Annotated in this window: 25 protein-coding genes; 24 read left to right on the top strand and 1 reads right to left on the bottom strand. The window is 61.7% G+C overall.

Going from position 1 to position 24,368, the window contains the following annotated elements; all coding sequences use genetic code 11:
* Positions 1-68 precede the first annotated feature (68 nt).
* From AAHA39_RS08435 to AAHA39_RS08375, 13 genes are all read left to right on the top strand, one after another.
* Positions 69-1,514 (top strand): coniferyl aldehyde dehydrogenase, encoded by a 1,446-nt coding sequence (locus tag AAHA39_RS08435; protein WP_320656210.1) that lies wholly within the window; start codon positions 69-71, stop codon positions 1,512-1,514.
* Positions 1,515-1,525: 11 nt separating this feature from the next.
* Positions 1,526-2,116, top strand: a complete 591-nt coding sequence (locus tag AAHA39_RS08430; protein ID WP_033114288.1) for a TetR/AcrR family transcriptional regulator — start codon at positions 1,526-1,528, stop codon at positions 2,114-2,116.
* Entirely contained in the window at positions 2,097-2,615 is a 519-nt protein-coding gene (locus AAHA39_RS08425) for a hypothetical protein (protein WP_320656211.1), read from the top strand. Before AAHA39_RS08430 ends, AAHA39_RS08425 begins: the two co-directional genes overlap by 20 nt.
* Positions 2,616-2,632: 17 nt before the next feature.
* Complete coding sequence (locus tag AAHA39_RS08420; RefSeq protein ID WP_320656212.1) at positions 2,633-3,817, top strand: iron-containing alcohol dehydrogenase; 1,185 nt, start codon at positions 2,633-2,635, stop codon at positions 3,815-3,817.
* A gap of 176 nt (positions 3,818-3,993) precedes the next feature.
* Complete coding sequence (locus AAHA39_RS08415; protein WP_033114285.1) at positions 3,994-4,254, top strand: GNAT family N-acetyltransferase; 261 nt, start codon at positions 3,994-3,996, stop codon at positions 4,252-4,254.
* On the top strand, positions 4,241-4,831 hold the full coding sequence (locus AAHA39_RS08410) for a nucleotidyltransferase family protein (RefSeq protein ID WP_320656213.1): 591 nt from the start codon (positions 4,241-4,243) through the stop codon (positions 4,829-4,831). Before AAHA39_RS08415 ends, AAHA39_RS08410 begins: the two co-directional genes overlap by 14 nt.
* A 71-nt stretch (positions 4,832-4,902) precedes the next feature.
* Positions 4,903-6,726 (top strand): SulP family inorganic anion transporter, encoded by a 1,824-nt coding sequence (locus AAHA39_RS08405; protein WP_320656214.1) that lies wholly within the window; start codon positions 4,903-4,905, stop codon positions 6,724-6,726.
* 121 nt (positions 6,727-6,847) lie between these two features.
* Positions 6,848-8,194 carry an MATE family efflux transporter gene (locus tag AAHA39_RS08400; RefSeq protein WP_320656215.1) on the top strand — a complete coding sequence of 449 codons (1,347 nt, stop codon included), beginning with the start codon at positions 6,848-6,850 and terminating at the stop codon, positions 8,192-8,194.
* An 11-nt stretch (positions 8,195-8,205) separates the two neighbouring features.
* A complete protein-coding gene (locus AAHA39_RS08395) occupies positions 8,206-8,817 on the top strand; it encodes a hypothetical protein (protein ID WP_041208622.1) in 612 nt (203 codons plus the stop codon).
* On the top strand, positions 8,814-9,035 hold the full coding sequence (locus AAHA39_RS08390; RefSeq protein ID WP_320656216.1) for a hypothetical protein: 222 nt from the start codon (positions 8,814-8,816) through the stop codon (positions 9,033-9,035). Before AAHA39_RS08395 ends, AAHA39_RS08390 begins: the two co-directional genes overlap by 4 nt.
* Before the next feature lie 54 nt (positions 9,036-9,089).
* A complete protein-coding gene (locus AAHA39_RS08385) occupies positions 9,090-9,305 on the top strand; it encodes a YdcH family protein (protein WP_041208625.1) in 216 nt (71 codons plus the stop codon).
* 240 nt (positions 9,306-9,545) lie between these two features.
* The gene (locus AAHA39_RS08380; protein ID WP_041208627.1) at positions 9,546-10,205 is read left to right on the top strand and encodes a YceH family protein; all 660 of its coding nucleotides are present in this window, start codon (positions 9,546-9,548) and stop codon (positions 10,203-10,205) included.
* Positions 10,206-10,291: 86 nt separating this feature from the next.
* Positions 10,292-10,849 carry a HutD family protein gene (locus tag AAHA39_RS08375; RefSeq protein WP_043849529.1) on the top strand — a complete coding sequence of 186 codons (558 nt, stop codon included), beginning with the start codon at positions 10,292-10,294 and terminating at the stop codon, positions 10,847-10,849.
* A gap of 84 nt (positions 10,850-10,933) precedes the next feature.
* Here AAHA39_RS08375 and azu read toward each other — a convergent pair whose 3' ends face one another.
* Complete coding sequence (azu, locus tag AAHA39_RS08370) at positions 10,934-11,374, bottom strand: azurin (RefSeq protein ID WP_041208630.1); 441 nt, start codon at positions 11,372-11,374, stop codon at positions 10,934-10,936.
* 271 nt (positions 11,375-11,645) lie between these two features.
* Between azu and AAHA39_RS08365 the strand changes: the two genes are divergently transcribed.
* The 11 genes from AAHA39_RS08365 (at position 11,646) to AAHA39_RS08315 (ending at position 24,349) form a co-directional block, all read left to right on the top strand.
* On the top strand, positions 11,646-12,692 hold the full coding sequence (locus AAHA39_RS08365; RefSeq protein WP_320656217.1) for an FAD:protein FMN transferase: 1,047 nt from the start codon (positions 11,646-11,648) through the stop codon (positions 12,690-12,692).
* A gap of 156 nt (positions 12,693-12,848) precedes the next feature.
* A complete protein-coding gene (locus tag AAHA39_RS08360; RefSeq protein ID WP_320656218.1) occupies positions 12,849-14,495 on the top strand; it encodes a response regulator in 1,647 nt (548 codons plus the stop codon).
* Positions 14,496-14,556: 61 nt separating this feature from the next.
* A complete protein-coding gene (locus AAHA39_RS08355; RefSeq protein WP_279007789.1) occupies positions 14,557-15,519 on the top strand; it encodes an ion channel in 963 nt (320 codons plus the stop codon).
* A gap of 115 nt (positions 15,520-15,634) precedes the next feature.
* Complete coding sequence (gene xthA, locus AAHA39_RS08350; protein WP_005337776.1) at positions 15,635-16,441, top strand: exodeoxyribonuclease III; 807 nt, start codon at positions 15,635-15,637, stop codon at positions 16,439-16,441.
* 134 nt (positions 16,442-16,575) lie between these two features.
* Positions 16,576-17,007: a PPC domain-containing DNA-binding protein gene (locus tag AAHA39_RS08345; protein ID WP_041208634.1), complete on the top strand. Its 432-nt coding sequence runs from the start codon at positions 16,576-16,578 to the stop codon at positions 17,005-17,007.
* Between the two features lie 8 nt (positions 17,008-17,015).
* The gene (locus AAHA39_RS08340) at positions 17,016-17,594 is read left to right on the top strand and encodes an ECF transporter S component (RefSeq protein WP_320656219.1); all 579 of its coding nucleotides are present in this window, start codon (positions 17,016-17,018) and stop codon (positions 17,592-17,594) included.
* Positions 17,594-18,295 carry an energy-coupling factor transporter transmembrane component T gene (locus tag AAHA39_RS08335; protein ID WP_320656220.1) on the top strand — a complete coding sequence of 234 codons (702 nt, stop codon included), beginning with the start codon at positions 17,594-17,596 and terminating at the stop codon, positions 18,293-18,295. Before AAHA39_RS08340 ends, AAHA39_RS08335 begins: the two co-directional genes overlap by 1 nt.
* The gene (locus AAHA39_RS08330; protein ID WP_320656221.1) at positions 18,292-19,110 is read left to right on the top strand and encodes an energy-coupling factor ABC transporter ATP-binding protein; all 819 of its coding nucleotides are present in this window, start codon (positions 18,292-18,294) and stop codon (positions 19,108-19,110) included. Before AAHA39_RS08335 ends, AAHA39_RS08330 begins: the two co-directional genes overlap by 4 nt.
* A complete protein-coding gene (locus AAHA39_RS08325; RefSeq protein WP_320656222.1) occupies positions 19,097-19,837 on the top strand; it encodes an energy-coupling factor ABC transporter ATP-binding protein in 741 nt (246 codons plus the stop codon). Before AAHA39_RS08330 ends, AAHA39_RS08325 begins: the two co-directional genes overlap by 14 nt.
* 234 nt (positions 19,838-20,071) lie before the next feature.
* Positions 20,072-21,229 carry an efflux RND transporter periplasmic adaptor subunit gene (locus AAHA39_RS08320; RefSeq protein ID WP_320656259.1) on the top strand — a complete coding sequence of 386 codons (1,158 nt, stop codon included), beginning with the start codon at positions 20,072-20,074 and terminating at the stop codon, positions 21,227-21,229.
* Positions 21,230-21,238: 9 nt separating this feature from the next.
* A complete protein-coding gene (locus AAHA39_RS08315) occupies positions 21,239-24,349 on the top strand; it encodes an efflux RND transporter permease subunit (RefSeq protein WP_043849532.1) in 3,111 nt (1,036 codons plus the stop codon).
* Positions 24,350-24,368 lie beyond the last annotated feature (19 nt).

Raw genomic sequence — 24,368 nt, 5'->3', positions numbered from 1 at the left:
CACTTGCGCAACAAACGACTAGATTTAGACCGACCAATCAGTCGGTTATTTTTCAGACGGAGAAGAACATGGGAGTCGCACCGTATCAGCACAGTCCGGAGGATATCCTCGCCATCAAGCTGGCCCTGCCCGAGCAGCTGGAGCGGCTCAAACGGGCGAGTCGGGAACACCCGATGCCGACGCTGGCCGAGCGGCGAACCCAGCTGACCAAGCTCAAGCGGGCGCTGCTGGCTCACAAGGAGCAGCTCTGCACGGCGCTGGCGCAGGATTATGGCCAGCGCAGCCACTACGACAGCCAGATCGCCGACATTCTCCCCTGCATCATGCAGATCAACTACACCCAGAAGCGGCTCAAGCGCTGGATGCAGCCCCATCGTCGCCATGCCGGTCTGCTGCTCGCCCCCGCCAAAGTGGAGGTACACTTCCAGCCGCTCGGGGTGGTCGGCATCATAGTGCCGTGGAACTTTCCGGTGATGCTGAGCCTTGGCCCCCTCATCACCGCCATCGCGGCAGGGAACCGGGCGATGCTGAAACTCTCCGAGTTCACTCCCCATACTAACGCCGTGCTGCGTACCCTGCTCACCACCACCTTCAACGAGGACGAGATCGCCGTCATCGAGGGGGATGCCCAGATGGCGGCCGCATTCAGCTCGCTCCCCTTCGATCACCTTCTGTTCACCGGCTCCACCATGGTTGGCAAGCTGGTGATGGCCGCCGCCGCGCCCCAGCTCACCCCGCTCACCCTTGAGCTGGGCGGCAAGAGCCCTTGCCTCATCGCCCCCGATATGCCGGTTGAGACCGCCATCGAGCGGATGATCTTCGGCAAGAGCCTCAACGCCGGCCAGATCTGCGTTGCCCCCGACTATGTGCTGCTGCCCCGCAGCGAGGTGGAGAACTTTATCGCCGCCTATCGCAACCACTTTGCCAAGCTCTACCCTGCCGGGCTCGCCAGCCCCGACTACGGCGCCATCATCAACGATCGCCAGTATCAGCGGCTGGTCAGCTGGCTTGATGAGGCCAAACTGGCGGGTGCCCAGCTCCACCCCTGCGCCACTCCGGCGCGGGATGATCAGCGCCGCCTTCTGGCCCCGCATCTGCTGACCGGGGTGCCGGGCCACTGTCAGGTGATACAGCAGGAGATCTTCGGCCCGCTGCTGCCGCTTATCCCCTACGACACCCTGGAGGAGGCGCTCGCCTATATCGCCGAGCGTCCCCGCCCGCTGGCTCTCTACCTGATGAGCTTCGATCCCGGGCTGCAGGCGCGGGTGACCCGGGAGACCCACTCCGGCGGCATGGCCATCAACGAGAGTCTATTTCAGGTGGCAGCCGATGATGTGCCGTTTGGCGGCATCGGCGCCTCCGGCATGGGCCACTACCACGGGCACGAGGGCTTTCTCACCTTCTCCAAGGCGAAAACCGTGCTGACCCGCGGCAAGTTCACCACCGGCTCCCTGATCCATCCGCCCTACAACAGCTGGATCCAGAAGCTGATGATGGCTTTCTTCCTGCGCTGACGGAGCCCACCATGACCGACAAGCGCCGCCAAATTCTGGATGCCGCCCTCGCCCTCTGCGCCGAAGATGGTCTGCAGGGGGCCGCCACCGCCCGTATTGCCAAGGCGGCCGGGGTCGCCAACGGCACCCTGTTCCACCACTTTCCGAGCAAGGAGGCACTCATCCTCCAGCTCTATCAGGATGTGAAGACCCGGATGGGCGCTGCCATCTGCGAAGCCGATCCCGAGCTGGCACTGCGCGAGCAGATCCACCACTACTGGCAGCAGGCGATGAGCTGGATGCTGGCCCACCCCAACGAGCTCAAATTCGTGCTGGGTTTCTTTCACTCTCCCCTGCTGGCCCGCCCGGCCCGCAGCCAGATCTTGAATGACACTCTGCGCTTTCTGCCCGCTCTGCTGGTAAAGGGGCAGGCCAGCGGCGAGCTGATGCAGGCCCCCGCGCCGCTATTGCTGGAGGTGTGTCAGGGGCAGTTCCTCGCCTGCGCATCACTCTTTGTCGATCAACCCGAGCTTGGGCAGGATGCCCACTGGCAAGCCAGTGCCTTTGCCCTCTTCTGGTCAGCCATCTCAGGAGCCAACCCCTATGACAACTCCGACCGTTGAATCTCTGGCCGCACTGGGCCGCCGCCTCTGGATCACCACTCTGCTCTGGGTGGTGGGCCGAACTCTCTGCCGCGCCGCCCGTATCGACGAGGCGGTGCGCCGCGAACTGGCCCCCTTGCCGGATGGCCTGACCATTCGCCTTGAGGTGGGGGGGCTTGATTACGCCATGAACATGCATAAGGAAGGAGGGCGCTGGTATCCCGGTGCGCCGGCTGCCCCCCATGCCACCATCCATCCGCTGCGGGTGCGCTTCAAGCACCCCAATATCGCGTTTCGCGCCCTGAGCTTTCGGCTCGGGGTCAATCAGGCGTTCAGTGAAAACCGGCTGCTGGTGGAGGGGGACCTGACCACCGCCATGCATCTGGTGCGGGGGCTTGAGCAGTTGCAGTCCCTGATCCTGCCTGCCTTTATCGCGCGGCCGCTGCTGCGCCACTATCCGGCCCAGCGCAACAAGCTTGGCCGTGCCTGCAACATCTATCTGGGTCTGGTAACCGGCTGAGCGCAAGGAGCCTTGATATGAGCCGCTATTACGATTTTTTCTGTCCGGTCAAACTGCTGGCCGGTGAACAGGCGCTGGAGCAGCTGGCCAGCGAGCTGGCAAGCCTTGGAGCTCGCCGCCCCCTGCTGCTGACCGACAAGGGGGTCAATGCCACCGGTCTTGCCACCCTGCTGGCCAATGTACTGGCCGAGGGGGAGCTACCGGTCGCCGCCATCTGGGACGAGATCCCGGCCGACTCCTCCACTGCGGTGGTGGAGCGGATCGCCAAGCGCTACGCCGAGCTCAACTGTGACAGTCTGGTGGCGCTGGGGGGCGGCTCGGTCATCGACACCGCCAAGGCGGCAAATATCCTGGCATCCATGGGCGGTGAACACCTGCTCGACTACTCGGGCGCGGGCTGCCTGACCCGCCCCCTCAAACCGCTGGCGGTGGTGCCCACCACGGCGGGCACCGGTTCCGAGGTAACGCTGGTGGCGGTGATCAAGGATGAGGCGAGCGGGCGCAAGGTGCCCTTCACCTCCCCCTTCCTGCTGCCACAGCTGGCGGTGCTCGACCCCCGTCTGACTCAGGGACTGCCCCTCAACATCACCGCCGCTACCGCCATGGATGCCATGACCCATGCCATCGAGGCCTTTATCGGCACCGCCAAAAACCCGGTGAGCGATGCGCTGGCCCTGATGGCGGTAGAGAAGATCGCCAATGCCCTGCCTCTCATCCTCAAGGATCCGCAAAACAAGCAGTTGCGGCTGCAATTGGCCGAAGGTTCCACACTGGCGGGCATGGCCTTCTCCAACTCCATGGTGGGGCTGGTGCATGCCCTCGGCCATAGTCTGGGGGCACGCTGCCATCTGCCCCACGGCCTGTGCATGAACCTCTTCCTGCCTACCGTGCTCGACTACAACCGCCCCGAGGTGGATGGCGAGCTGTCCCGCCTGCTGCTGCCGCTGGTGGGAGCCGAGCGCTTTGCTGCCACCCCGGCCCACCTGCGGGCCGAGGCGACCATCACCGCCATCCGTACCCTGCGCGATACCCTCTGGCAGGCGGTCAAGCTGCCGCGCACCATGAGCGAGGCGGGGGTGAGCGATCGTTCGCTGCTCGGGGAGATACGGGATCTGGCGGTCAACGACGGTGCCATGCTGTTCAATCGCAAGGATGCCGACCGTGAGCAGTTGCTCACTCTGCTGGAGCGTGCCTGGGCCTGAATCACACCGACAAAAGATACCCGGCAAAGCGCCGGGTATCTTTTGAGCAGGATCCCGATATGACGCAGAGAGGAAGCATCAGGGGAGGATATTGACCCCATGCTGCCGTTATCTGTTCTATACCTTGGCTAACAGTTATTGTGCAGACAGCCATCTTCATGCCAGAGGTGCCCACCATGAGCGACATCATTCATCAGGCCAACCAGCAGCAATTCATCTGTATGGTGGAGGGGAAGGAGTCGAGATTGCGCTACCGGCGCCTCGATGCCAAGACCATCGATGCCTACAGCACCTTTGTACCGCCCGAGTTGCGGGTGCAGGGGATTGCCGATCAGCTGGCCCGCGCCCTCTTCAACTGGACTCAGGCAGAGGGGCTCACTATAGTGCCCAGCTGCAGTTACATTGACGTCTGGTTACGCCGAAATGCCAATAGTTGAGCCATTAGATCCCAAGCAAGAACACGCCTTCCAAGCCAAAACCGAAGCGCTGCTGCGGGCCGATCCGCAGCGGATGGCCTGCCTGCAGGCAGCCGCCGAGCTCAATCTGCCCGACTGGGCGCTGGGGGCCGGCTTTATCCGCAACCTCATCTGGGATCATCTGCATCACAAAGCAACCCCTACCCCGCTCAACGATATCGACCTTATTTACCTCGATAGCAGCGACCCGCAAGGGCTGGCCGAAGCGGAGCACGAAGCCTGGCTCGCCAAACGGCTGCCCGGCCAGCAGTGGGAGGTGCGCAATCAGGCCCGCATGCACACTCGCCAGCTGGTAGCGCCATTTGCCAGCAGCCTTGAGGCGCTCAGCCACTGGGTCGAGGTGCCCACCTGCATCGGCGTGCGCCTGACCCAAGATGGCGAGTTCGAGTGGCTTGCCCCCTACGGCTTTGCCATCAACTGGTCGCTGCAAGTGAGTGCCAACCCCAGATGCCGCCAGGACAAACAGATCTTCACCCAGCGCATCAAGGAGAAGCAGTGGCAGACCCTCTGGCCTGACCTTCAGGTAAACTGGCCATAACCTGATTGCAATCTTTCGATAACCTTGGGCACACTAGGGTAAAAGCTGGTTGTAACTCAATGGGTTAAATAATGCGCGACTTCTTCTCTCTCGAACGCTGGCTGCCGGGTCTCGCTGCCCTGCTGCAATACCAGCGCGCCTGGTTGATGCCTGACCTTCGCGCTGGACTCTCGGTCGCTGCGGTGGCCCTGCCCGTGGCCATTGCCTATGCCGAGCTCGCCGGGGTCGGCGCCATCGTCGGCCTCTACTCCTGCATCCTGCCCATGCTGGTCTATGCCCTGTTCGGTACCTCCCGCCAGCTGATCGTCGGCCCCGATGCCGCCACCTGTGCGGTCATCGCCGCCGTAGTGACACCGCTGGCCGCTGGCGACCCAACCCGCCACTGGCAGCTGGTGATGACCATGACTGCCATGACCGGTTTCTGGTGTCTGATTGCCAGCCGCTTCAAGCTGGGGGTGCTGGCCGACTTTCTCTCCCGCCCGATCCTGATGGGGCTGCTCAACGGCGTGGCCATCACCATCATGGTGGGCCAGCTCTCCAAGATCTTCGGCTTCACCTTCAGCGAGCGCTATCTCATCGAGCGGATCGCCAACGGCACCACCTACATCACCCAGACCCATCTGCCGACCCTGGCAATGAGTCTGGTGGCACTGGCTACCCTGCTGCTGGCCAAACGCTTCCGGCCAGCCTGGCCCTCCTCCATGGTGGCGATGGTGATCACCGCCGCACTGGTGTGGGCGCTCAACCTCGGTCAGTACCATATAGCTACCCTCGGCAAGGTGGGCTCTGGCCTGCCCGCCTTCCAGATGCCGGAATTTCCCCCGGGACTGATGCGGGAGCTGGTGTTGCCGGCCCTCAACCTCGCCATGGTGAGCTTCGTCTCCATGATGCTGACTGCCCGCAGCTTTGCCGCCAAGAACGGCTATGAAATCGATGCGGACAAGGAGTTCCGGGCGCTCGGCATGGCCAACCTCGCCTCGGCCATCTCCCAGGGCTTTGCCATCAGCGGCGCGGATTCGCGCACCGCGGTCAACGACGCCAACGGCGGCAAGAGCCAGCTGGTCTCCATCATCGCCGCCGGGGTGATCGCCCTCATCACCTTCTACCTGACGGCGCCGCTGCAATACATTCCGACCGCGGCCCTCGGGGTGGTGCTGGTGATGGCATCCCTGTCGCTCACCGACTTTCGCGGCCTCTGGGCACTGCGCCACTCCGACCGCGCCGCCTTCTGGCTGGCGCTGGTCACCTTTATCAGCGTGCTCACCATGGGAGTGATCCCGGGGATCACCCTTGCCGTGTTGCTGGGGCTGTTCCAGTTCCTGCGCAATGTGATGCGCCCCACCGACCAGCTGCTCGGCATGGATGACGAAGGGGTGGTGCGCACCCTGGGGGACAACGAGCAGGCCAAGGCGATCCCGGGCATTCTGGTCTATCGCTTCAACTCGCCGCTCACCTACTTCAACGCCCCCTACTTCAAGCGGCGAGTCATGGCCCTGCTGGTGCAGGATCCCCACAATCCCAAGTGTCTGGTGATCGATGCCGTCGCCTGCTTTACCCATCAGGACATCAGCGTGATGAGCATGGTGGGAGAGCTGCACAAGGATCTGAAACGACGCGGCATTCATATGGTGATGGCGGGACGCCACGGCCAGATGACCCACTGGCTCAAGCAGGCTGGCGTGCGGGTGGGTGACGAGGGGATCATCCTCTGCCCCGACATGTATCAGGCGCTGCGCATGACCCGCTGCTACCGCGAGCCGGTGTTCAGGGATGACGATGTGGTCGAAAGCACCACGGATGTCATCCTCTCCCGCTGGCCACAGGATGATGCCCTGCCCGACTCGGCGCGTCTTACCCTCCCCTGCGAGCAGGAGGCGGGCACCACGCCGGCCTGATCCTCCAGCCTGTGCCTCTGGCCGGAGAGTCTCCGGCCAAGGATTGCACCCGCTCCGCGCTTGGTGTTAAATGCCCGACCAGATGGCACCAGATCGTGCCATCCCAGCTGTTGGACATGCCATGCAAACTCAATCCCACGCAGGCCCGGGCACGCTCTTTGCGCTGACCTGGCCGCTCTTTATCGATCTCGCCCTCCACTTTCTGACTGGCGCTCTCAACACCTTCATGGTGGGACATGTCTCCTATCAGGGGGTCGCGGCACTGGCGGTCGGCAATCAGGTGTTCGATCTGGCCATCACCCTGTTCAGCTTCGTCAGTATCGGTACCAGCGTGGTGATCACCCAGTATCTGGGGGCAGGTGACAGGGAGCGCAGCCGAGTGGTGATCCACACCGCCATCGGCTTCAACCTGCTGATCGGTCTGGTGGCGGCAGTCGGCGTGATGGCCGGTGCCAGCACCATGCTGGCGCTGATGAACCTGCCAGCCAACCTGATGAGCGATGGCACCCTCTACTTGCAGATCATCGGTCTCTGCCTGCTGCCGGAAGCTGCGGCGCTCTGTCTGGCGGCGACGCTGCGCGCCCACGGCCATACCCGTCAGGCGATGTATGTGACTCTCATCGTCAACCTCATCACCTTTGTCGGCAACCTGCTGCTGCTCTACGGCTGGTTTGGCCTGCCCCAAATGGGCGTGGCCGGGGTTGCCATCAGCACAGTGGCTGGCCGTCTGGTGGGCGTGGTGATGCTGGTCTGGCTGGTCGCCCGCAAAACCGGCATTCACCTCAAGATCCGCGACATCGTTCACCCCAGCCGAGAGATGCTGGGCAAAGTGCTCCATATCGGCCTGCCTGCCGCCGGCGAGAACCTCTCCTGGATGCTGCAGTTCATGGTAGTGACCGCTTTTGTCGGTCTGCTGGGGGACAAGGCGCTGGCAACCCAGTCCTACTTCTTCCAGATCTGCCTGTTCATCCTGCTGTTTGGCCTCTCCATCGGTCTTGGCAACGAGATCATCATCGGCCATCTGGCGGGCGCCAAACAGTTTGACCGTGCCTATCAACAGCTGCTCAAGAGCCTCAAGCTCGGGCTCGCGGTCACCTGCGTCATCGCCGTGGCGGCGGCACTTAATGGCCGCACCATCATCAGCCTCTTTACCGATGACCCCGACATCATCACCCAGGTGGCGCAGCTCTTTCTCATCAGCCTCATCCTCGAGCCAGGCCGCACCTTCAATCTGGTGGTGATCAACGCCCTGCGCGCAACGGGTGATGCCCGCTTCCCCCTCTACATGGCACTGCTCTCCATGTGGGGAATTGCCGTACCCCTTTCCTATTTCCTTGGTATCATGCAGGGCTATGGACTGGTAGGCATCTGGCTGGCGCTCGCCTGCGACGAGTGGGTTCGCGGTCTGGCCATGTTCTGGCGCTGGCGCAGTCGTCGCTGGCAAAACAAAATCCTAGTTGAAACATAAGCGGAATCAGAATGAAGAAAATCGGACTCTTGCTGACTGCCCTGCTGCTCAGCCCTCTGGCCATGGCGCAAACCGCGCCCGCAGCCCCCAAGACTCAAGCCACCATGACCTGGTATGTGGCCCCTATCGTCATCGATGAGAGCAGCGAGGCCCAGAAGGCGCTGACCAAGGATTTCATGGCCCAGATGATCAAGACCATCAAGATCAACGAGTACCAGACCGGCAAAGCGGTGGGCAACACCAAAAATCCCAAGTGGCTGATCCGTACCAAGCTGATCCCCGCCAGCAGCGAACCGCTGGTCGGCAAGAAGCACCCGCAGGGGCTCACCTACGGCAAGGGCAACCCGACTCAGGAGATCATCGGTGAGCTGCTGATGAACGGCACTCTGGTGGCTCACATCGGGCAGGGCTGGCGTGAGCCGATTGTTGCCAATACCCCGGTGGCCGAACGCCTCTCGGTAGCCAACTACCGTTACGCCGTTGGCGATCAGGCCAAGTCGCCTGATCTCGAAGAGCTGGCCGCCCAGATCGGTTTCGAAGCGGGCAAGGTTATCCATCGCGACGGCAAGCCATTGCCGGAAAAGAAAAAGAAGAAAGATCAGACTGACAAGGATAAGGGGTGATTCCCCTCATCACTGAAAAGGGGCCACAAGGCCCCTTTTTGCTCTCTGCCGCTCACCGGCATCATGCCAATGATGTGATCCGAGCCACGTTTTGGCCCATGCCTTGGATTGAAAACTCATTTATTCCGAATCAATTCAATGCCTTAAAAATAGCCTTTCAAGTATATCCAATCATTGCCCCTAAATTCGATCACGATCACGTTTATCACCGTCGCTAAGGGGTAGCTTGGTCTTACAGGCACAATCAAACGAAACCAAGGAGGCTCCATTACATGTTCCCAGAGTACAGAGAACTCATCTCGAGACTGAAGAGCAGTGATGTCCATTTCCAGAAGAAGTTTGACTTGCACAACGACCTGGATGAGGAGATTAGGAAGCTGGAAAAGCATCACGCCAGTGACTACAGCTCCGAGGTGAAGGATCTGAAAAAACAGAAACTTAAACTGAAAGAGGAGATATACGAGATCCTCAAGCAACATCCACAATAGATGCCTCGACGAATATCAGGATAAGCAACTTATCCTTCAGCCCGGCCAGAGAGCCGGGCTTTTCATTACCCCCTCAACCTCACTCCATGCCAAGAAATAGCAATCAAATGGCTCCTACTGCTGGCGACGGTTTCGCCAACCCCTCTGCACGCTCGCAAAAATGGCTGACAAAACTGGACGGAGCAGAGGTCATGGCTAAGATAGGGGCTCTTGATATCGCGATTTGCTAGGGAGTAGGAAATGGAGTTAGTACTTGGCCCGCTGGAGGCCCGTGTCATCGGGTGCCTGATTGAAAAAGAGATCTGCACCCCGGATCAATATCCCCTCTCCCTCAATGCACTGGTCAATGCCTGCAACCAGAAGAGCAACCGCGAGCCGGTACTGGAGCTTGCCGAGCTCGACATCCGCGCCGTGGTTGACGAGCTGATCCGCCGGCGACTGGTGGTCAATACCGCCGGGTTCAACGCCCGGGTGCCCCGCTATCAACACAGATTCTGCAACACCGAATTTGGCGAACTCAAATTCAGCGCTCAAGAGCTCGGCATCATCTGCGAGCTGCTGCTGCGTGGCCCGCAAACCCCGGGGGAACTGCGCTCGCGCACCAATCGACTGTGCAGCTTTGATGACGTAACCGAAGTGGATGCGGTGCTGACCCAGCTCATCGAACGCGGCCCCTATGTGGTCAAACTGCCCCGTGAACCGGGCAAGCGCGAGTCCCGCTACGCCCACCTCTTTAGCGGTGAAGTGGATATTCAGGCGATGATGGAAGCCGCTCCGGCAGCAGCCTACGCCTCTCCTGCGGCGGATCGCCTGAGCGAGCTGGAGCAGGAGGTGAGCGAACTCAAGAGCCGTCTCGCCGCCATGGAAGCCCGGCTGGCGGCGCTGGATGGTCAGGGCTGATCTCTGCCACGCCAACTCTCTATTTATCAGGGAGCTGGGGCCAATCCCCCCGGCTCCCTCTGTTTTTTCATGCTGAGGAAGTGCCCGTGATCACCCTGATCAAAGAGTCTGACCACCAGAAGATGCCCTGGAAAAACAAGCAGGGCACCACAGCCCAGATCCTCATCTCCCCCAAGGGAGCGAGCCTCGACAAGCTCGACTTTGACTACCGGCTCAGCTCCGCCCCCATCAAGGAGGCCGGCCGCTTCTCTACTTTCCCGGGTTATCAGCGCATTCTGCTGCCGGTGAGCGGCGCCGGCTTCGTACTGAACGGCCACCCCTACGCCACCTTTGAAGCGGCCCATTTTGGCGGTGACGAGGAGACCCACTGCGAACTGCTGAAAAAAGAGGTGACCGACCTCGGCCTTATCTACCACCCGGACAGGATTACCGCCAACGTGCGGGTATTGAACCTCCCCTTCCCCCTGACCCTTACCCTCGAGCCAGAGAAAACCTACCTCTGCCATCTGTTGAGCGGCCAGCTCACGGTGCAGGGGCAAGTAGTCGCTATCAACGAGACGCTGGTGGTGAGTGGCGAGGAGAGCATTCACTTCGACTGCCAGAAGAAGAGCACCATTGCCTTCTTTACCCTGCAAGGGAAGTAGCGGCGGGACAGCAAAAGAGCATGAAAAAGCCGGGCTATCCCGGCTTTTTCTATTCAGGCGCCCGGCGCGATGCCGGTCATAGCCTTAGTTCACCTTGAAGGTGCCCTTCATCATGGCAAAGTGGCCAGGGAAGGAGCAGAAGAAGGTGAGATCCTTGCCGGCCAGACCGTCGGTCTTGAAGGTCACGCTGGTGCTCTCGCCACCGCCAATCAGCTTGGTGTGAGCCAATACGCGGGGGTCATCCTTGGGCAAATAGTTGTTCTCGGCACCAGCGCTCATCCCGGCGGTCGCCACGGCCTGATAGTCGGCAGTAGTGGCCAGCACCCAGTTGTGGCCCATGCCGGTAACCGGCAGTTTACCGGTGTGGTTCAGGGTGACGGTTACCTCTTTGCAAGTCGCAGGTACGCTCATCTCCTTGAGGTTGTACTGCATGGCATCATTGCCCTCGATGACCAATGCGCACTCATCGGCCAGTACCGGGGCAGCCAGGGTACTCAGAAACAGCAGGGTAATCGCCTTTTTCATTATCTTCTCCTTTGATTGGCAATGAATGGCAACAGGTTTGCGCAACACTTCTTCAAGAATGGCCGCAAAGATGCTGTCAAAATCGACCTTTATTTTACTCGCCTGTATTCAATCGGCTATGAATTTAGCCCGAAGCTGTGGGCCAGCTCACCAGAATAAGCAAAGTCTGTTTAATTTTTTCCACCATTTTCTCCGGGCGGGGCTCGCCCGTCGCCAGCCCCTTGGCTAAGCTAGCGCCCCGACCAGCCCTTCGCCAACAAGAGACCTGCTGATGATGGCCATAACCCCCGCTACCGCCCTGCGCTGCCTGCTGCTGACCCTGCTGCTGGCGCTCACCGGCTGCCAACCCCTGCCCCCGGCCCAAACCCGCATTCAGGGCAAAACCATGGGCACCTACTATGTGGTCACCCTGAGCGATCCCTTCCCCGGTGGCGAACCCGCGCTCAAGAGCGAGGTGGAGAACCTGCTGGCCAGGATGAACAGCGAGATCTCCACCTATGACCCCGACTCGCTCATCTCCCGCTTCAATCAGGGGCCAGCCAACACGCCGTTCGTCATCCCCGCAGCCATGGCCAAAATCGTCCGGCAGGGGATCGATGCGGGTCACCTGACCAATGGCAAACTTGACGTCACGGTCGGGCCGCTGGTCAATCTGTGGGGCTTTGGCCCGGACAAGCGCCCCGTCAAACGGCCAGATGAGGCAGCCATCGCCGCCGCCCGCCACAAGGTGGGCATCGACAAGCTGACCCTGACGCCACAGGGGGATCACTTCCTGCTTGAGAAGTCTATCCCGGAGCTCTATCTCGACCTATCCACCCTGGGTGAAGGGGCTGCCTCGGATGAAATCGCCGCCCTGCTCGAGAGCAAGGGGGTCAACAACTACCTCATCGAGGTGGCGGGCGCAGTGCGCAGCAAGGGTCACAACAGCAAGGGCTCGCCGTGGCGAGTCGCCATCGTCGAGCCCTCCGATCAGCCGGGTGCCTTCTCCGACATCGTCATTCCCAACGGCATGGCACTCAGCACTGCCGGCAGCTATCGCAACTACTACGAGCTCGATGGCCAGCGCTACTCCCATATCATCGACCCCGCTACCGGCCAGCCCATCACCCATAAGCTGGTCTCGGCAAGCGTCATCACCCCCACTGCGCTGGAGGCCGATGCCCTCGATACCGCCCTGATGGTGATGGGCCCCACTGAGGCGATGGCTTTTGCCAAGGAGCACAAGCTTGCGGTCTATCTCATCGTCAAAACCGACAAGGGATTCGAGGCCATCCACACGCCCCAATTTGCCCCCTATCTGGCAGAGAAGAAAAGATAAAAAGAGAGGGCCCACAACCGGGCCCTCTCTGTTTCCCAACGTTTCTCCCGCGACGACAGCAGAGCAAGGTATACAAACGGCAACTTGGCCAATTGCCTCTTCAGCCGCTTTGGTGGCACACTTTCCCCATCAGCCCGTAGCGCCTCGACCAGACAGATGCAGATACCGGATACCGAGCCCGAAAAGAAAAGCCCAGCCAAGCCCCAGCGCATTCTGATGGTCAACGAGCAACGCTCGTTTCAGGTCATGATGAAGGCGATGCTGATCAATATCGGCATCAGCAACATCACCTTCTCCAACAGCGCCGAGGATGCGCGCCGTCGCTGCCAGAAGGGCAGTTTTGACATCTATCTCATCGATTACGATCTCGGGGTCGGCGAGAATGGCCGCCAGCTGCTGGAGAGCCTGCGGGATCAGCATCTGGTTCCTCCCCAAAGCGTGGTGATCATGGTGAGCGGCGACAGCTCCCGCGCCATGGTGCTGAGCGCGCTGGAAGCCGAGCCCGACGAATACCTGATGAAGCCCTTCTCCCAGGAGCAGTTCTCGTTTCGCATCAAACGGGCCCTCGCCCGCCGTCAGGCACTCGCCAGCGTTTTTAGCGCCATGGCGGAGGATGACCTGCCCGCGCTGATTACCGCCTGTGCCGAGCGGGCCGATAAGGTTCCACGCTATGCCAACTACTGCCGCTGCCTGCAGGCCGATACCCATCTCAAGCTGGGGCAGGCTCAGGAGGCGCGCTCCCTGATGCGCCAGCTGCTGGCCGGGCAGGAGAACAGCTGGGCCCGCCTGACGCTGGGCAAGGCGTGCAACACTCTGGGGCTCCATGAAGAGGCGGTCAGCCACCTGCAGGCGACCCTGAAGAATACCCCTCTGATGGTGGAGGCTTACCGCTGGCTGGCAGAGTCCCAGCTCGCTCTTGGCAACGATGAGGTAGCCCAGCAAGAGCTCAAGCGGGCCGTCGACATCTCGCCCCAGTCAGTCCAGCTGGCTCGCCGACTGGCCGAGGTGTGCCTGCTGCGCCACGATTACGCTCAGGCCAAGGATGTACTGCTCTCTCTCATCGACCTGTCGCGCAACTCGATTCACCGCACCCCCCACTATCTGGGGGCCTATATCCAGACCCTGACCCTCTATGCCCTCAACAGCAACGACAGCTACCACATCGCCAACCTGCAAAAGCAGGTCAACTCGGCCCTGTCGCGCATCCGCGATTCGCTGATGATGTCGGAGTTCAACTACCCGGTGTTCGAGCAGATCTGTCAGGCGCGGGTGCAGATTGCGCTGGGGGAGCTGCTCAAGGGCAAGAAGATGCTCTATCGCGCCAACCAGAACTGGCTCGACGAACCGGCCACCATGCCCCCGACCCTGCTCGGGGAGACCATCCTCGCCCTCTATCAACTCGGCGAGTTCGAATATGCCGAGAGTCTGCAAAGCCTGCTGGCCGAGGATGAGGATCACCTGCTCACCACCTGTATTCAGGCGACCCGGGATGACAAGACAGTGCTCGAGCGCCGTCAGCGCTACCAGCAGCTCAACGAACTGGGCATCAAGGCCTATCAGGCGGGCGAGCTGGAACAGGCGCTCGGTCACTTTCGCGAGGCGCTGCGCCGGGCCCCAGCCAACACCGGTGCCGCCCTCAACAAAATTCAGGTGTTGCTGCAACTGATGCAGAAAAACCGCAAGAGCCCGGAGTTTGGTACCGAGTGCAAGGACACTCTGGACATGCTCGACGGCATCCCCCTCAACCCCGCCCAGCAGGATCGTTTTCGCAAGCTGCGTCAGGAGTTCAACCAGTTCAGCTGACCCCGTACTCCCCTTGGGGCACCTATGCTGAAACCAGACTGGCAGCAGAGGGGGAACAAGGATGGCGATATGTCGTTATCTGGTGGCCGATGGCCGCCACTGCAACGAGGAGGCTGGCGAGCACGATCTCTGCCACTGGCACGACCCGCATACCAATAAACAGGATCCCCACACCGCAGAGGCGCTTGAGCAGTATGTCCGCGCTGGCGGCCTCTGCCACGGCTTGCAGCTGGTCCGCGCCAATCTGGCCGGTCTCAATCTGGTCAACAAGGGGTCCAAACAGGGATTTTTGCTGGAGCAGTGCAACCTCTATCGCGCCAACCTGCGGGGTGGTCACCTCTATGGTCTGCGCATGAAGGGGGGCAGCCTGATGAAGGCCGATCTCAGCGATGCCAACCTGCACTGCGCCATCCTCGACGACGTCAACCTGCTCGGTATTCGCTGGCACAATACCCGGCTCGACAACATGCAGACCGGCAAGCGGGTGATGCAGGATCGCAAGGGGCGCCGCGAGCGGGATCCCGAGCAGGCCAGAGTCTGGTTCAAGGAGGCCGAAGAGACCTACCGGGATCTGCGCAAAGCCTCCGAGGCGCAGGGGATCTTCACCATGTCCGGCAACTATATCCAGCAGGAGCTCACCATGCGCCGGCTGCAACTGCCGTTCTGGTCGAGCCAGCGTTTCACCTCCTGGATAGTCGATCTCTTCTGCGGTTACGGTGAAGCCCCGATGCGGGTGGTGCTCTTCTCCCTGCTGCTCATCTTTATCTGCAGCATCTTCTACTTCTTCTTTGGCCTGAGCTTCAACGGCAATCATCTCGCCTATCACCCGGGCGCCCCCTTCGAGCAGAACGCCATCTTTCTGCTGGAGTGCCTCTACTACAGCGTGGTCACCTTCACCACCCTGGGCTACGGCGACTTCACCCCCATCGGCCTCTCGCGCCTCTTTGCCGCCTTCGAGGCCTTCACCGGCAGCTTCACGCTGGCGTTGTTTGTGGTGGTGTTTGTCAAGAAGATGACTCGCTGACGTCTCTCCCTGCCAAGCGGGCCGGCCACTGGCGCAGGCCCGCGCCCCGAACTTGCATCCACCGCCGATTCCTAGTCCAATAGCGACTTATAAAAATGACATGAGCATCCCGGACATGAAGATCATCTCTTTCAATATCAACGGCCTGCGCGCCCGCCTGCACCAACTGCAAGCCATCATCGACAAGCACCAGCCCGATGTGATCGGCCTGCAGGAGATCAAGGTGCACGATGAAGCCTTCCCGCTGGCCGATGTGGAGGCCATGGGTTATCACGTGGAGTTTCACGGCCAGAAGGCCCACTACGGGGTGGCCATCATGAGCAAGCAGAAGCCGGTCAAGGTGGAGAAAGGCTTCCCCACCGATGATGAAGAGGCCCAGCGCCGGATGATCATGGCCACCTTCGAGCGCGAAGACGGTTCCCTCATCAAGGTGATGAACGGCTACTTCCCGCAGGGTGAAAGTCAGGATCACGAAACCAAGTTCCCGGCCAAGCAGAAGTTCTACGAGGACCTGCAGCACTACCTCGAGACCAACCACACCCCGGATGACCAGCTGGTGCTGATCGGGGATATGAATATCTCCCCCACCGATCTCGACATCGGCATCGGCGAAGCCAATCGCAAGCGCTGGCTGCGGGATGGCAAGTGCTCCTTCCTGCCCATCGAGCGTGAATGGATGGAGCGCCTGAAAGGGTTCGGCCTGACCGACACCTTCCGCGCCGCCAACCCCACCGAGTGCGAGCGCTTCTCCTGGTTTGACTACCGCTCCAAGGGTTTTGACGAGAACCGGGGCCTGCGCATCGACCTCATCATGGCCTCCGATGCTCTCAAGGACAAGGTGACCGAGACCGGCATCGACTACGAGCTGCGCGGTATCGAGAAACCCTCCGACCACGCCCCCATCTGGGCCTGCTTCGCCTGATGTGGCGCCTGATGCCGCAATGATATCGCCAATCTGTGAAGCGGCTCGCGGTTGCCTGCGATAAAAGGGCGTAAACAGCCTATCCAGACAAGGTGCCTCAGGGCACCTTCTTTTTGCAGCAAGGAGTGCCAGCAGTGACCCCAACTCACCTTCCTCTCTCCCCCGCCCGTTTTCTGGCCCTGCGCCTGCTGCCGGGGGAGGATCTTATCGCCGGATTGCGCGCCCAAATGGCCCGACACGGCCTGCAGGCGGCCTGGATCGCCGGGGCGGTCGGCAGCCTGACCCACGCCAACCTGCGCTATGCCGCCCAGCCCGATGGCACCCTGCTGGAGGGGGCCTTCGAGGTGATCGCCCTTGGCGGCACCCTGGATCCGGAGTGCGAACACCTGCATCTCTCCATCTCTGACGAGCAGGGATTGATGCGCGGCGGCCACGTGCTGCCCGGTTGCCGGGTGCGCACCACCCTCGAACTGGTAGTCGGAGAGCTGGAGGCGTACCGTTTTGGCCGTGCCCCCTGCCCCCAATCCGGTTATGAAGAGCTGCTCATTACCCCCAGAACCTTGTGAGGATCACTATGTCCGTCAGTAAACTCTCCAGCTACAACCTGGCTTTTATGGTCATCTGCATCGCCATCAACATGGTGGCGGGACAGGCCGTCTCCATGCTCAAGCTGCCCATCTTCCTCGACTCCATCGGGACTGTGCTCTGCGCCATTCTGGCGGGCCCCTGGATGGCGATCGCCACCGGTCTGCTCACCAACCTGCTGTGGGGCCTGCTCACCGGCCCCATCGCTGCGGCCTTTGCCCCGGTCGCCATGATGATTGGCCTCAGTGCCGGTCTGCTGGCACGGGCCGGCTGGTTCAACAATCTGCCCAAGGTGGTAGTGAGCAGCGTGGTGATCACCCTGGCGCTCACCCTGGTGGCCATACCCATCCGCTCCTACCTGTTTGGTGGCGCCACCGGCAGCGGTGCTGATTTTGTGGTTGCCTACCTGCACGCCATGGGGAGCGATCTGCAGGAGTCGGTCGCCGTCACAGTGCTGGGTACCAACCTGCTGGACAAGCTGCTGACCGTGCTGATCGCCTGGGGGCTGGTACGCCGCCTGCCGCAGCGCACCCTGCGCAACTTCCCGCAGATGGCAGCCGTGCGCTGATGCACCCGTTTACCTCCCTCGCACTCTGGCTCTGGTTTTCGGTCACGGCCAGCGTGCTGCCGCCCCCTTGGCTCTGGGGCTGGAGCCTGCTGCCGCTGCTCGCATTGGTGCTGCTGCCGGGTGCCCGCGCCCGGCTCAAGCTGGTGCTGGCGGTAATGCTGCCGCTGGGACTGGGGCTCTATCTGGTACACGGCCCCTGGTTGCGGATCCTGCTCGGCATGCCAGCGGTTCCAGCCAGCGAAGCGTTTCCCATTCTGCCCCTCTGGTGCCGGCTGCTCGCCTGTCTGGCCAGCGCCCAGCTCTGGCTCTGGGCGGTCTCGACCGAGCGGTTTGTTCATGCGCTCTTTGCCAGCCGGCTGCCCATCGCCCTCTCCTACCTCTGCTGCGGCCCGCTGCTGCTCAAGGAGCAGCTTGGCCACCAGCTGCGCGCTATCAGGGAGGCCCAGCTAGCCCGCGGCGTACCCTTTGACGGCAATCCGCTGGCCCGGCTAAAGGCCACGCTCCCGCTGCTCTCGCCGCTGGTCGGGCAGGCATTGAGCGAGCTGGCCACCCGCAGCATGGCGCTGGATCTGCGCGGCTTTCGCTGCCAGCCGGCTCGCACCCGCATGACGGAGATCCCGCAGCAACGTTATGAGCCGCTACTGCGCTATCTGTTGCTGTTGCTGGTAGTGCTGGAGATTGTCTGGAGGTGGTGGCCATGATCTCGCTGCAAGGGTTGACCATCGGCCATGCGGCCCACCCTGACCACTTTCAACTGGGCCCACTCGATATCGAGCTGAAAGAGGGCGAATGGCTAGCCATCCTGGGTGGCAACGGGGCAGGCAAATCCCTGCTGGCCCAGCTGCTGGCGGGGGGCTGGTCCCAGCTGCACCTCGACACGCTGGCGGGAGAGGGCGTCATTCTCGGGCAGCCCCATGATAGCGGCCAGCTCAATCACCATGCGGCTGTGCGTCAGTGGGTACAGCAATCCCCTTATCTGCAATTTTCCGGCTGCTGTTTTTCGGTCGCCGATGAGGTGGCGTTTGGCCCGGCCAATCTCGGGTTGCTGCCCGATGAAGTCAACCGGCGGGTATCCGATGCAATGGCGCTCTGTCACTGCGAGGCGCTGGCAGCCCGCCATCCCCTCGACCTGTCGGGAGGCGAGGCACAGCGCGTGGTGCTGGCCTGTGCCCTGGCGATGGCTCCCAAGCTGTTGATCCTCGATCAGGCCTTTAGCCGTCTGACCCCGACGGCAACCCAAACCATGCTGCGCCAGATCCGCCGCTACAGCGAGGAAAGCGGCTGCAGCGTCATCTTGCTGGAGCAGCGGCTTTTTCCGGCCGCTCACTTCTGCGAGCGATTCCTGCAGCTCGACCATGGCCGCCAGCTGGCCTGCGGTGAGCTCGGCGAGATGCTGCCCCATCTGCCCGGGCGGGTGATCCTGCCGGACTCCCTGCGCGAGACGCTACAGGTGCGCGACCCGCGCCATCACCCCTACCCCTTGGCCATGTTGCGGGAGTTTTATGCTGAGCTTTGACCACCTCTGCTTCTCATGGGCACCGGACAATCCCTGCCTGCACGACATCACATTGCAAATTGCCAGTGGGGAGCAGGTCGCCATCGTCGGGGATAACGGCGCAGGCAAGTCAACCCTGCTGCGACTGGCGGCGGGTCTGCTGGCCCCCACCTCGGGCACGGTCAGCTGGCAACAAAAGGCGCTCTGCAAGCAGCGGGCACTGGCCCGTGCCAGTCAGATCGGCTTTCTGTTTCAGGAGTCTGAGCGTCAGCTGTTTCACAGTCGGGTCGAGGATGAAATCGCCTTTGGCCTGCGCCTGCAGAAACTGCCGCGCGAGGAGATCCGGCTGCGGGTCGCCACCGCGTTGGAAGAGTGCGAGCTGACAACGTGGGCGGCCTCCCATCCGCTCGATCTCGATGCCGGTCAGCGGCGCATGGTGGCGGTGGCCTGCCTCCATGCCATGCAGCCCGCCTTGCTGCTGCTCGACGAACCGAGCCGGGATTTCGATCCCCGCTGGCTGGCCATTCTGGAACGCTGGCTGGCCAGCGAGCGGGCGAAGGGCACCACCATAGTGGCCATCAGTCACGACGCCGAATTTGTCAGACGCAACTTCACCACCCTGATCGAGCTGAAAGCAGGGCGTCTGGTTGGCCACGGCCACACCAGCGAACGACTTGCAGCCATCAACGGTTACCGCCCCCACCACAGTAGTGCCATGCTGCTGGCCGCGCTCGACCAGCGCAGCTAACTCCCTCTTTTTCCATCAAAACAGCACGAAACCTCGTCACTTGGGGACAAATTGTCCCCTTGAGAAGGTTCGGTTCAAGGTTGCCCGCCTATCATCGCCCTTCCACCCCAAGAGAAGCTGTTTTTTATCATGACGTTAATGATCCAGATGGAGAAAAATACCGGACACCCTCGCCGCTATGGTGCCAGCAAAGAGATTGGCAGGGCAGGTGCAGATGCCCCGCTCAAGCGCGCCATGCTGACTCTGGCACTGCTCGGCGGACTGAGCGGTTGTGGCGGTGAATCCACCCCGGCGGCCCAGAGTGTTCCGGCCTTCCCTGTCGTGGTCAATGAAGTGACCCTGACCGATGTGCCGCTCACCACCGAGATGGTGGGCGAGACCGCCGGTTTTCGTGAAATCGAAGTGCGTTCGCGGGTGAGCGGCATTCTGCTCAAGCGCACCTATGTCGAGGGCCAGCCGGTCACCGCCGGTCAGCAGCTGTTCCTCATCGACCCCGAGCCCTACAAGGTGGCCCTCGAACAGGCCAAGGGCTCCCTTGCCCAGGAGCAGGCCCGTCTCAACAAGGCGCGCGCCGATCGGGATCGCATCATCCCGCTCTTCAAGCGTCAGGTGGTGAGCCGCAAGGATTATGACGATACCCTCGCCAACTACGAGGCGGCCGTCGCCAGTCTGCAGGCCGTTCAGGCCAAGGTCAAAGAGGCCGAACTCAACCTCAGCTACACCCAGGTGACCGCTCCCATCGACGGCATGGCGAGCAAGAGCTCCCAGTCAGAGGGCAGCCTTATCTCCACCAGTGGCGACAGCAGCCTGCTGACCACCATCACCCAGTACAACCCGCTCTACGTCAACTTCTCCTACTCGGAGCAGGATCGCCTCAACTTCGAAAACTCGGTGAAAAAAGGGTTGATCGAATCCAAGGATGCCACCAACTGGCGCACCCACATCCGTCTGGCTGACGGCTCCGTCTATCCCGGAGCGGGCAAGCTCAACTTCTCCGACAACCGGGTCGATCCGCAGACCGGCACCATCCGTGCCCGCGCCATCTTCGACAACAAAAATGGCGTGCTGATGCCGGGCCAGTTCGTGCGGATGACCATCGATCTGGGCACCCGCAAAAACGCCATCGTGGTGCCGCCGCGAGCCATCGTTCAGTCCCAGGCTGACCGCATGGTGATGGTGGTGGATGCCGACAACAAGGTCGTTCCCCGTCCGGTCAAGCTGGGCGCCGTAGTTGCCGATGGCGTGCTGATCGACAGCGGCCTTGAGCCGGGCGAGCACTACATCGTCGAGGGGCTGATGAAGGCCCGACCCGGCAGCGTGGTCAAGCCGGTCTCTGCCGAAGAGATGCAGGCCATCAGTGCCAAGCTGGTTCGACAGTCCGCGGCCAAGTAAGGAGTTCGCATGTTTTCCAAGTTCTTTATCGAACGCCCCATCTTCGCCAGCGTGATTTCGATCATTATCGTGCTGGGCGGGCTGGCGGCGATGCGATCGCTGCCCATCGAGCAGTACCCGCAGATCACCCCGCCGGTGGTCTCGGTGACCGCCTTCTATCCGGGCGCCACCCCGGAGGTGATCTCCCAGACCGTTGCCGCGCCGCTTGAGCAGCAGATCAACGGCGTGGAGCAGATGATCTACATGCAGTCGGGATCGGCCTCCAACGGTCAGATGAACCTCAACGTCTACTTCGAGATCGGCACCGACCCGGATCAGGCCACCATCAACGTCAACAACCGGGTCTCGGCCGCCATGGCCCAGCTGCCGGAAGAGGTGAAAAAGCAGGGGGTCACGGTCAAGAAGAAGTCGACCGCCATCCTGCAGGTGGTCACCCTGCAATCGCCGAACGGCTCGTTTGATACCACCTATCTCTCGAACTACGCCCTGCTCAACATCATTGACGAGCTCAAGCGGATTCCCGGCATCGGTGATACCACCTTGTTTGGCGGTACCGACTACGCCATGCGGATCTGGCTGCGACCGGATCGACTGGCCCAGCTCGAACTCACCCCGAGCGATGTGATCGGCGCCATTCGCGAGCAGAACACCCAGTTTGCGGCGGGCAAGATCGGCGCCCAGCCTACCTCGGCTCCGGTCGATTTCACCTACACGGTGCAGACCAAGGGGCGCCTCGAGGACGTCAAGGAGTTCGAAAACATCATCGTTCGCTCCATGCCTGACGGCTCCAAGATCCGGGTGAAGGATGTGGCGCGGGTCGAGCTCGGCGGCAAGGATTATGACGTACTGGCACGGGCCAACGGCAAACCGGCCATCGGTATCGCCACCTACCTGCAACCGGGCGCCAACGCCGTGGCGGTGGCCGGTGCGGTGCACGACACCATGGAGCGGCTCAAGGCCCGTTTCCCGCAGGATGTGGAGTACCAGATCCCCTACGACACCACCGAGTTCGTGAAGATCTCCATCGAGGAGGTGGTCTACACCCTGTTCGAGGCGATCGTGCTGGTGTTCGTGGTGGTCTATCTGTTCCTGCAGAACTTCCGCGCCACCCTGATCCCCTGCATCGCGGTGCCGGTATCGCTGATCGGTACCTTCGCCGGCATGCTGGTGCTGGGCTTCTCCATCAACCTGCTCACCCTGTTCGGCATGGTGCTCGCCATCGGTATCGTGGTGGATGACGCCATTGTGGTGCTGGAGAACGTCGAGCGGATCATGCAGGAGAAGAAGTGTTCGCCCAAAGAGGCGGCCATTCTCGCCATGCAGGAGGTCTCCGGCCCGGTGGTCGCCATCGTGCTGGTACTCTGCGCCGTATTCCTGCCGGTCGCCTTTATGGGCGGCATGACCGGGGTGATGTACAAGCAGTTCGCCATCACGGTTGCCGTGTCGGTCGCCATCTCCGGTCTGGTGGCACTGACCCTCTCTCCGGCCCTCTGCGCCGTGTTGCTCAAAGAGGGGCACCACAAACCGGCCCGTTTCTTCGTCTGGTTCAACGACAAGTTTGATCAGCTGACCCGTGGTTATGTGCGCGGCGTGGCCTTCCTCAACCGTCGGGTGGCTGTGGCTTTTGGCATCATCGCCGTCCTGCTGCTCTCCATCTACGGCCTCTTCCTCAAGGTGCCGGGCGAGCTGGTCCCGAACGAAGATCAGGGTTACCTCATCTCCGCAGTGATGCTGCCGGATGCCGCCGCCATGACCCGTACCCAGGCGGTCGCCAACCAGTTCGACAAGATCGCCATGGCCAACCCCAACGTGAAGGATGTCATCACCTTCTCGGGCTTTGACATCCTCTCCAGCGCCATCGTCAGCAACAGCGGCCTCACCTTCATTACCCTGAAGGACTGGAGCGAGCGCAAAGAGGCGGGAGCCGACTCCTTCTCGCTGGCCAAAACCCTGCAGGGGATGAGCATGATGGGGCTGGCGGACGGTTTCGTTGCCTCCTTCAACCCGCCGCCCATTCAGGGGATGTCCACCACCGGCGGCCTTGAGGGGTATCTGCAGAACCGCGGCTCGGGCAATGCCCAGGAGTTCTCGGCCGAAGTGCAGCGCTTCCTCGAAGCGGCCAAGGAGCGCCCGGAGTTTGCCAGCGTAACCACCACCTACCGCGCCAACGTGCCGCAGGTCTATCTCGACCTGGATCGGGAGAAGGCCAAGGCGCTGGGGCTGCCCATCAATGCGGTGTTCGACACCATGCAGGCCACCTTCGGTCAGGTCTATGTCAACGACTTCAACCAGTTTGGCCGCACCTACCGGGTACAGTTGCAGTCCGAGGCGGACTACCGCGCCAAGAAGAGCGACATCCGCAATGTCTATGTCCGCTCCAACAAGGGGGAGATGATCCCGCTGAGCAGTCTGGTCACAGTGCGTGACGCCACCGGCCCCGAGCTGGTAGAGCGTTTCAACATCTTCCAGGCGGCCAAGATCATGGCGCAACCGGCGCCGGGCTACAGCTCGGGTCAGGCCATCGCCGCGCTGGAAGAGGTGGCCAACAACACCCTTGGCAACGACGCCAAGCTGGAGTGGACCGGCTCCGCCTATCAGGAGAAGGCGGCTGCCGGCAGTGCAGGTATGGCCTTTGGCTTCGGCATCGTGATGATCTTCCTCATTCTGGCCGCCCAGTATGAGCGCTGGAGCTTGCCCTTTGCGGTGATCACCGCCGTCCCGTTCGCCCTGTTCGGCGCTCTGCTGGCCACCTGGCTGGTGGGTCTGACCAATAACGTCTACTTCCAGATCGGTCTGGTCACGCTGGTCGGCCTTGCCGCCAAGAACGCCATCCTTATCGTGGAGTTCGCGGTGATGAAGCACGAGGAGGGGATGAGCCTCATCGAGTCGGCACTGGAGGCGGCACGCCTGCGTTTTCGCCCCATAGTCATGACCTCGCTCGCCTTCATCCTCGGCTGTGTGCCACTGGTCACCTCCAGCGGCGCCGGTGCGGCGAGCCGTCACGCCCTCGGCTGGCCGGTCATCGGCGGCATGCTGGCCGCGACCTTTATCGCTATCTTCTTTATCCCGCTCTTCTTCCGCCTCATCATGCGAGGCTCGGAAAAAGGCGCGAAGCAGTAAGACCGAGCCTGTTCACTGA

Source organism: Aeromonas sp. SE22 (assembly GCF_038739755.1).
Taxonomy (GTDB): domain Bacteria; phylum Pseudomonadota; class Gammaproteobacteria; order Enterobacterales; family Aeromonadaceae; genus Aeromonas; species Aeromonas jandaei.
Note: the sequence above shows the minus strand (reverse complement) of the source record. Positions and strands in the feature narration are given on the sequence as shown.

What these genes read in the sequence shown, in the direction of transcription:
- AAHA39_RS08415 (WP_033114285.1), top strand. Translation starts at nt 3,994, where the DNA reads ATGAGCGACATCATTCATCAGGCCAACCAGCAGCAATTCATCTGTATG.
- AAHA39_RS08410 (WP_320656213.1), top strand. Translation starts at nt 4,241, where the DNA reads ATGCCAATAGTTGAGCCATTAGATCCCAAGCAAGAACACGCCTTCCAA.
- xthA (WP_005337776.1), top strand. Translation starts at nt 15,635, where the DNA reads ATGAAGATCATCTCTTTCAATATCAACGGCCTGCGCGCCCGCCTGCAC.
- AAHA39_RS08405 (WP_320656214.1), top strand. Translation starts at nt 4,903, where the DNA reads ATGCGCGACTTCTTCTCTCTCGAACGCTGGCTGCCGGGTCTCGCTGCC.
- AAHA39_RS08330 (WP_320656221.1), top strand. Translation starts at nt 18,292, where the DNA reads ATGATCTCGCTGCAAGGGTTGACCATCGGCCATGCGGCCCACCCTGAC.
- AAHA39_RS08430 (WP_033114288.1), top strand. Translation starts at nt 1,526, where the DNA reads ATGACCGACAAGCGCCGCCAAATTCTGGATGCCGCCCTCGCCCTCTGC.
- AAHA39_RS08360 (WP_320656218.1), top strand. Translation starts at nt 12,849, where the DNA reads ATGCAGATACCGGATACCGAGCCCGAAAAGAAAAGCCCAGCCAAGCCC.
- AAHA39_RS08385 (WP_041208625.1), top strand. Translation starts at nt 9,090, where the DNA reads ATGTTCCCAGAGTACAGAGAACTCATCTCGAGACTGAAGAGCAGTGAT.
- AAHA39_RS08420 (WP_320656212.1), top strand. Translation starts at nt 2,633, where the DNA reads ATGAGCCGCTATTACGATTTTTTCTGTCCGGTCAAACTGCTGGCCGGT.
- AAHA39_RS08315 (WP_043849532.1), top strand. Translation starts at nt 21,239, where the DNA reads ATGTTTTCCAAGTTCTTTATCGAACGCCCCATCTTCGCCAGCGTGATT.
- azu (WP_041208630.1), bottom strand. Translation starts at nt 11,374, where the DNA reads ATGAAAAAGGCGATTACCCTGCTGTTTCTGAGTACCCTGGCTGCCCCG.
- AAHA39_RS08400 (WP_320656215.1), top strand. Translation starts at nt 6,848, where the DNA reads ATGCAAACTCAATCCCACGCAGGCCCGGGCACGCTCTTTGCGCTGACC.
- AAHA39_RS08435 (WP_320656210.1), top strand. Translation starts at nt 69, where the DNA reads ATGGGAGTCGCACCGTATCAGCACAGTCCGGAGGATATCCTCGCCATC.
- AAHA39_RS08335 (WP_320656220.1), top strand. Translation starts at nt 17,594, where the DNA reads ATGCACCCGTTTACCTCCCTCGCACTCTGGCTCTGGTTTTCGGTCACG.
- AAHA39_RS08425 (WP_320656211.1), top strand. Translation starts at nt 2,097, where the DNA reads ATGACAACTCCGACCGTTGAATCTCTGGCCGCACTGGGCCGCCGCCTC.
- AAHA39_RS08340 (WP_320656219.1), top strand. Translation starts at nt 17,016, where the DNA reads ATGTCCGTCAGTAAACTCTCCAGCTACAACCTGGCTTTTATGGTCATC.
- AAHA39_RS08325 (WP_320656222.1), top strand. Translation starts at nt 19,097, where the DNA reads ATGCTGAGCTTTGACCACCTCTGCTTCTCATGGGCACCGGACAATCCC.
- AAHA39_RS08320 (WP_320656259.1), top strand. Translation starts at nt 20,072, where the DNA reads ATGCTGACTCTGGCACTGCTCGGCGGACTGAGCGGTTGTGGCGGTGAA.
- AAHA39_RS08380 (WP_041208627.1), top strand. Translation starts at nt 9,546, where the DNA reads ATGGAGTTAGTACTTGGCCCGCTGGAGGCCCGTGTCATCGGGTGCCTG.
- AAHA39_RS08355 (WP_279007789.1), top strand. Translation starts at nt 14,557, where the DNA reads ATGGCGATATGTCGTTATCTGGTGGCCGATGGCCGCCACTGCAACGAG.
- AAHA39_RS08395 (WP_041208622.1), top strand. Translation starts at nt 8,206, where the DNA reads ATGAAGAAAATCGGACTCTTGCTGACTGCCCTGCTGCTCAGCCCTCTG.
- AAHA39_RS08365 (WP_320656217.1), top strand. Translation starts at nt 11,646, where the DNA reads ATGATGGCCATAACCCCCGCTACCGCCCTGCGCTGCCTGCTGCTGACC.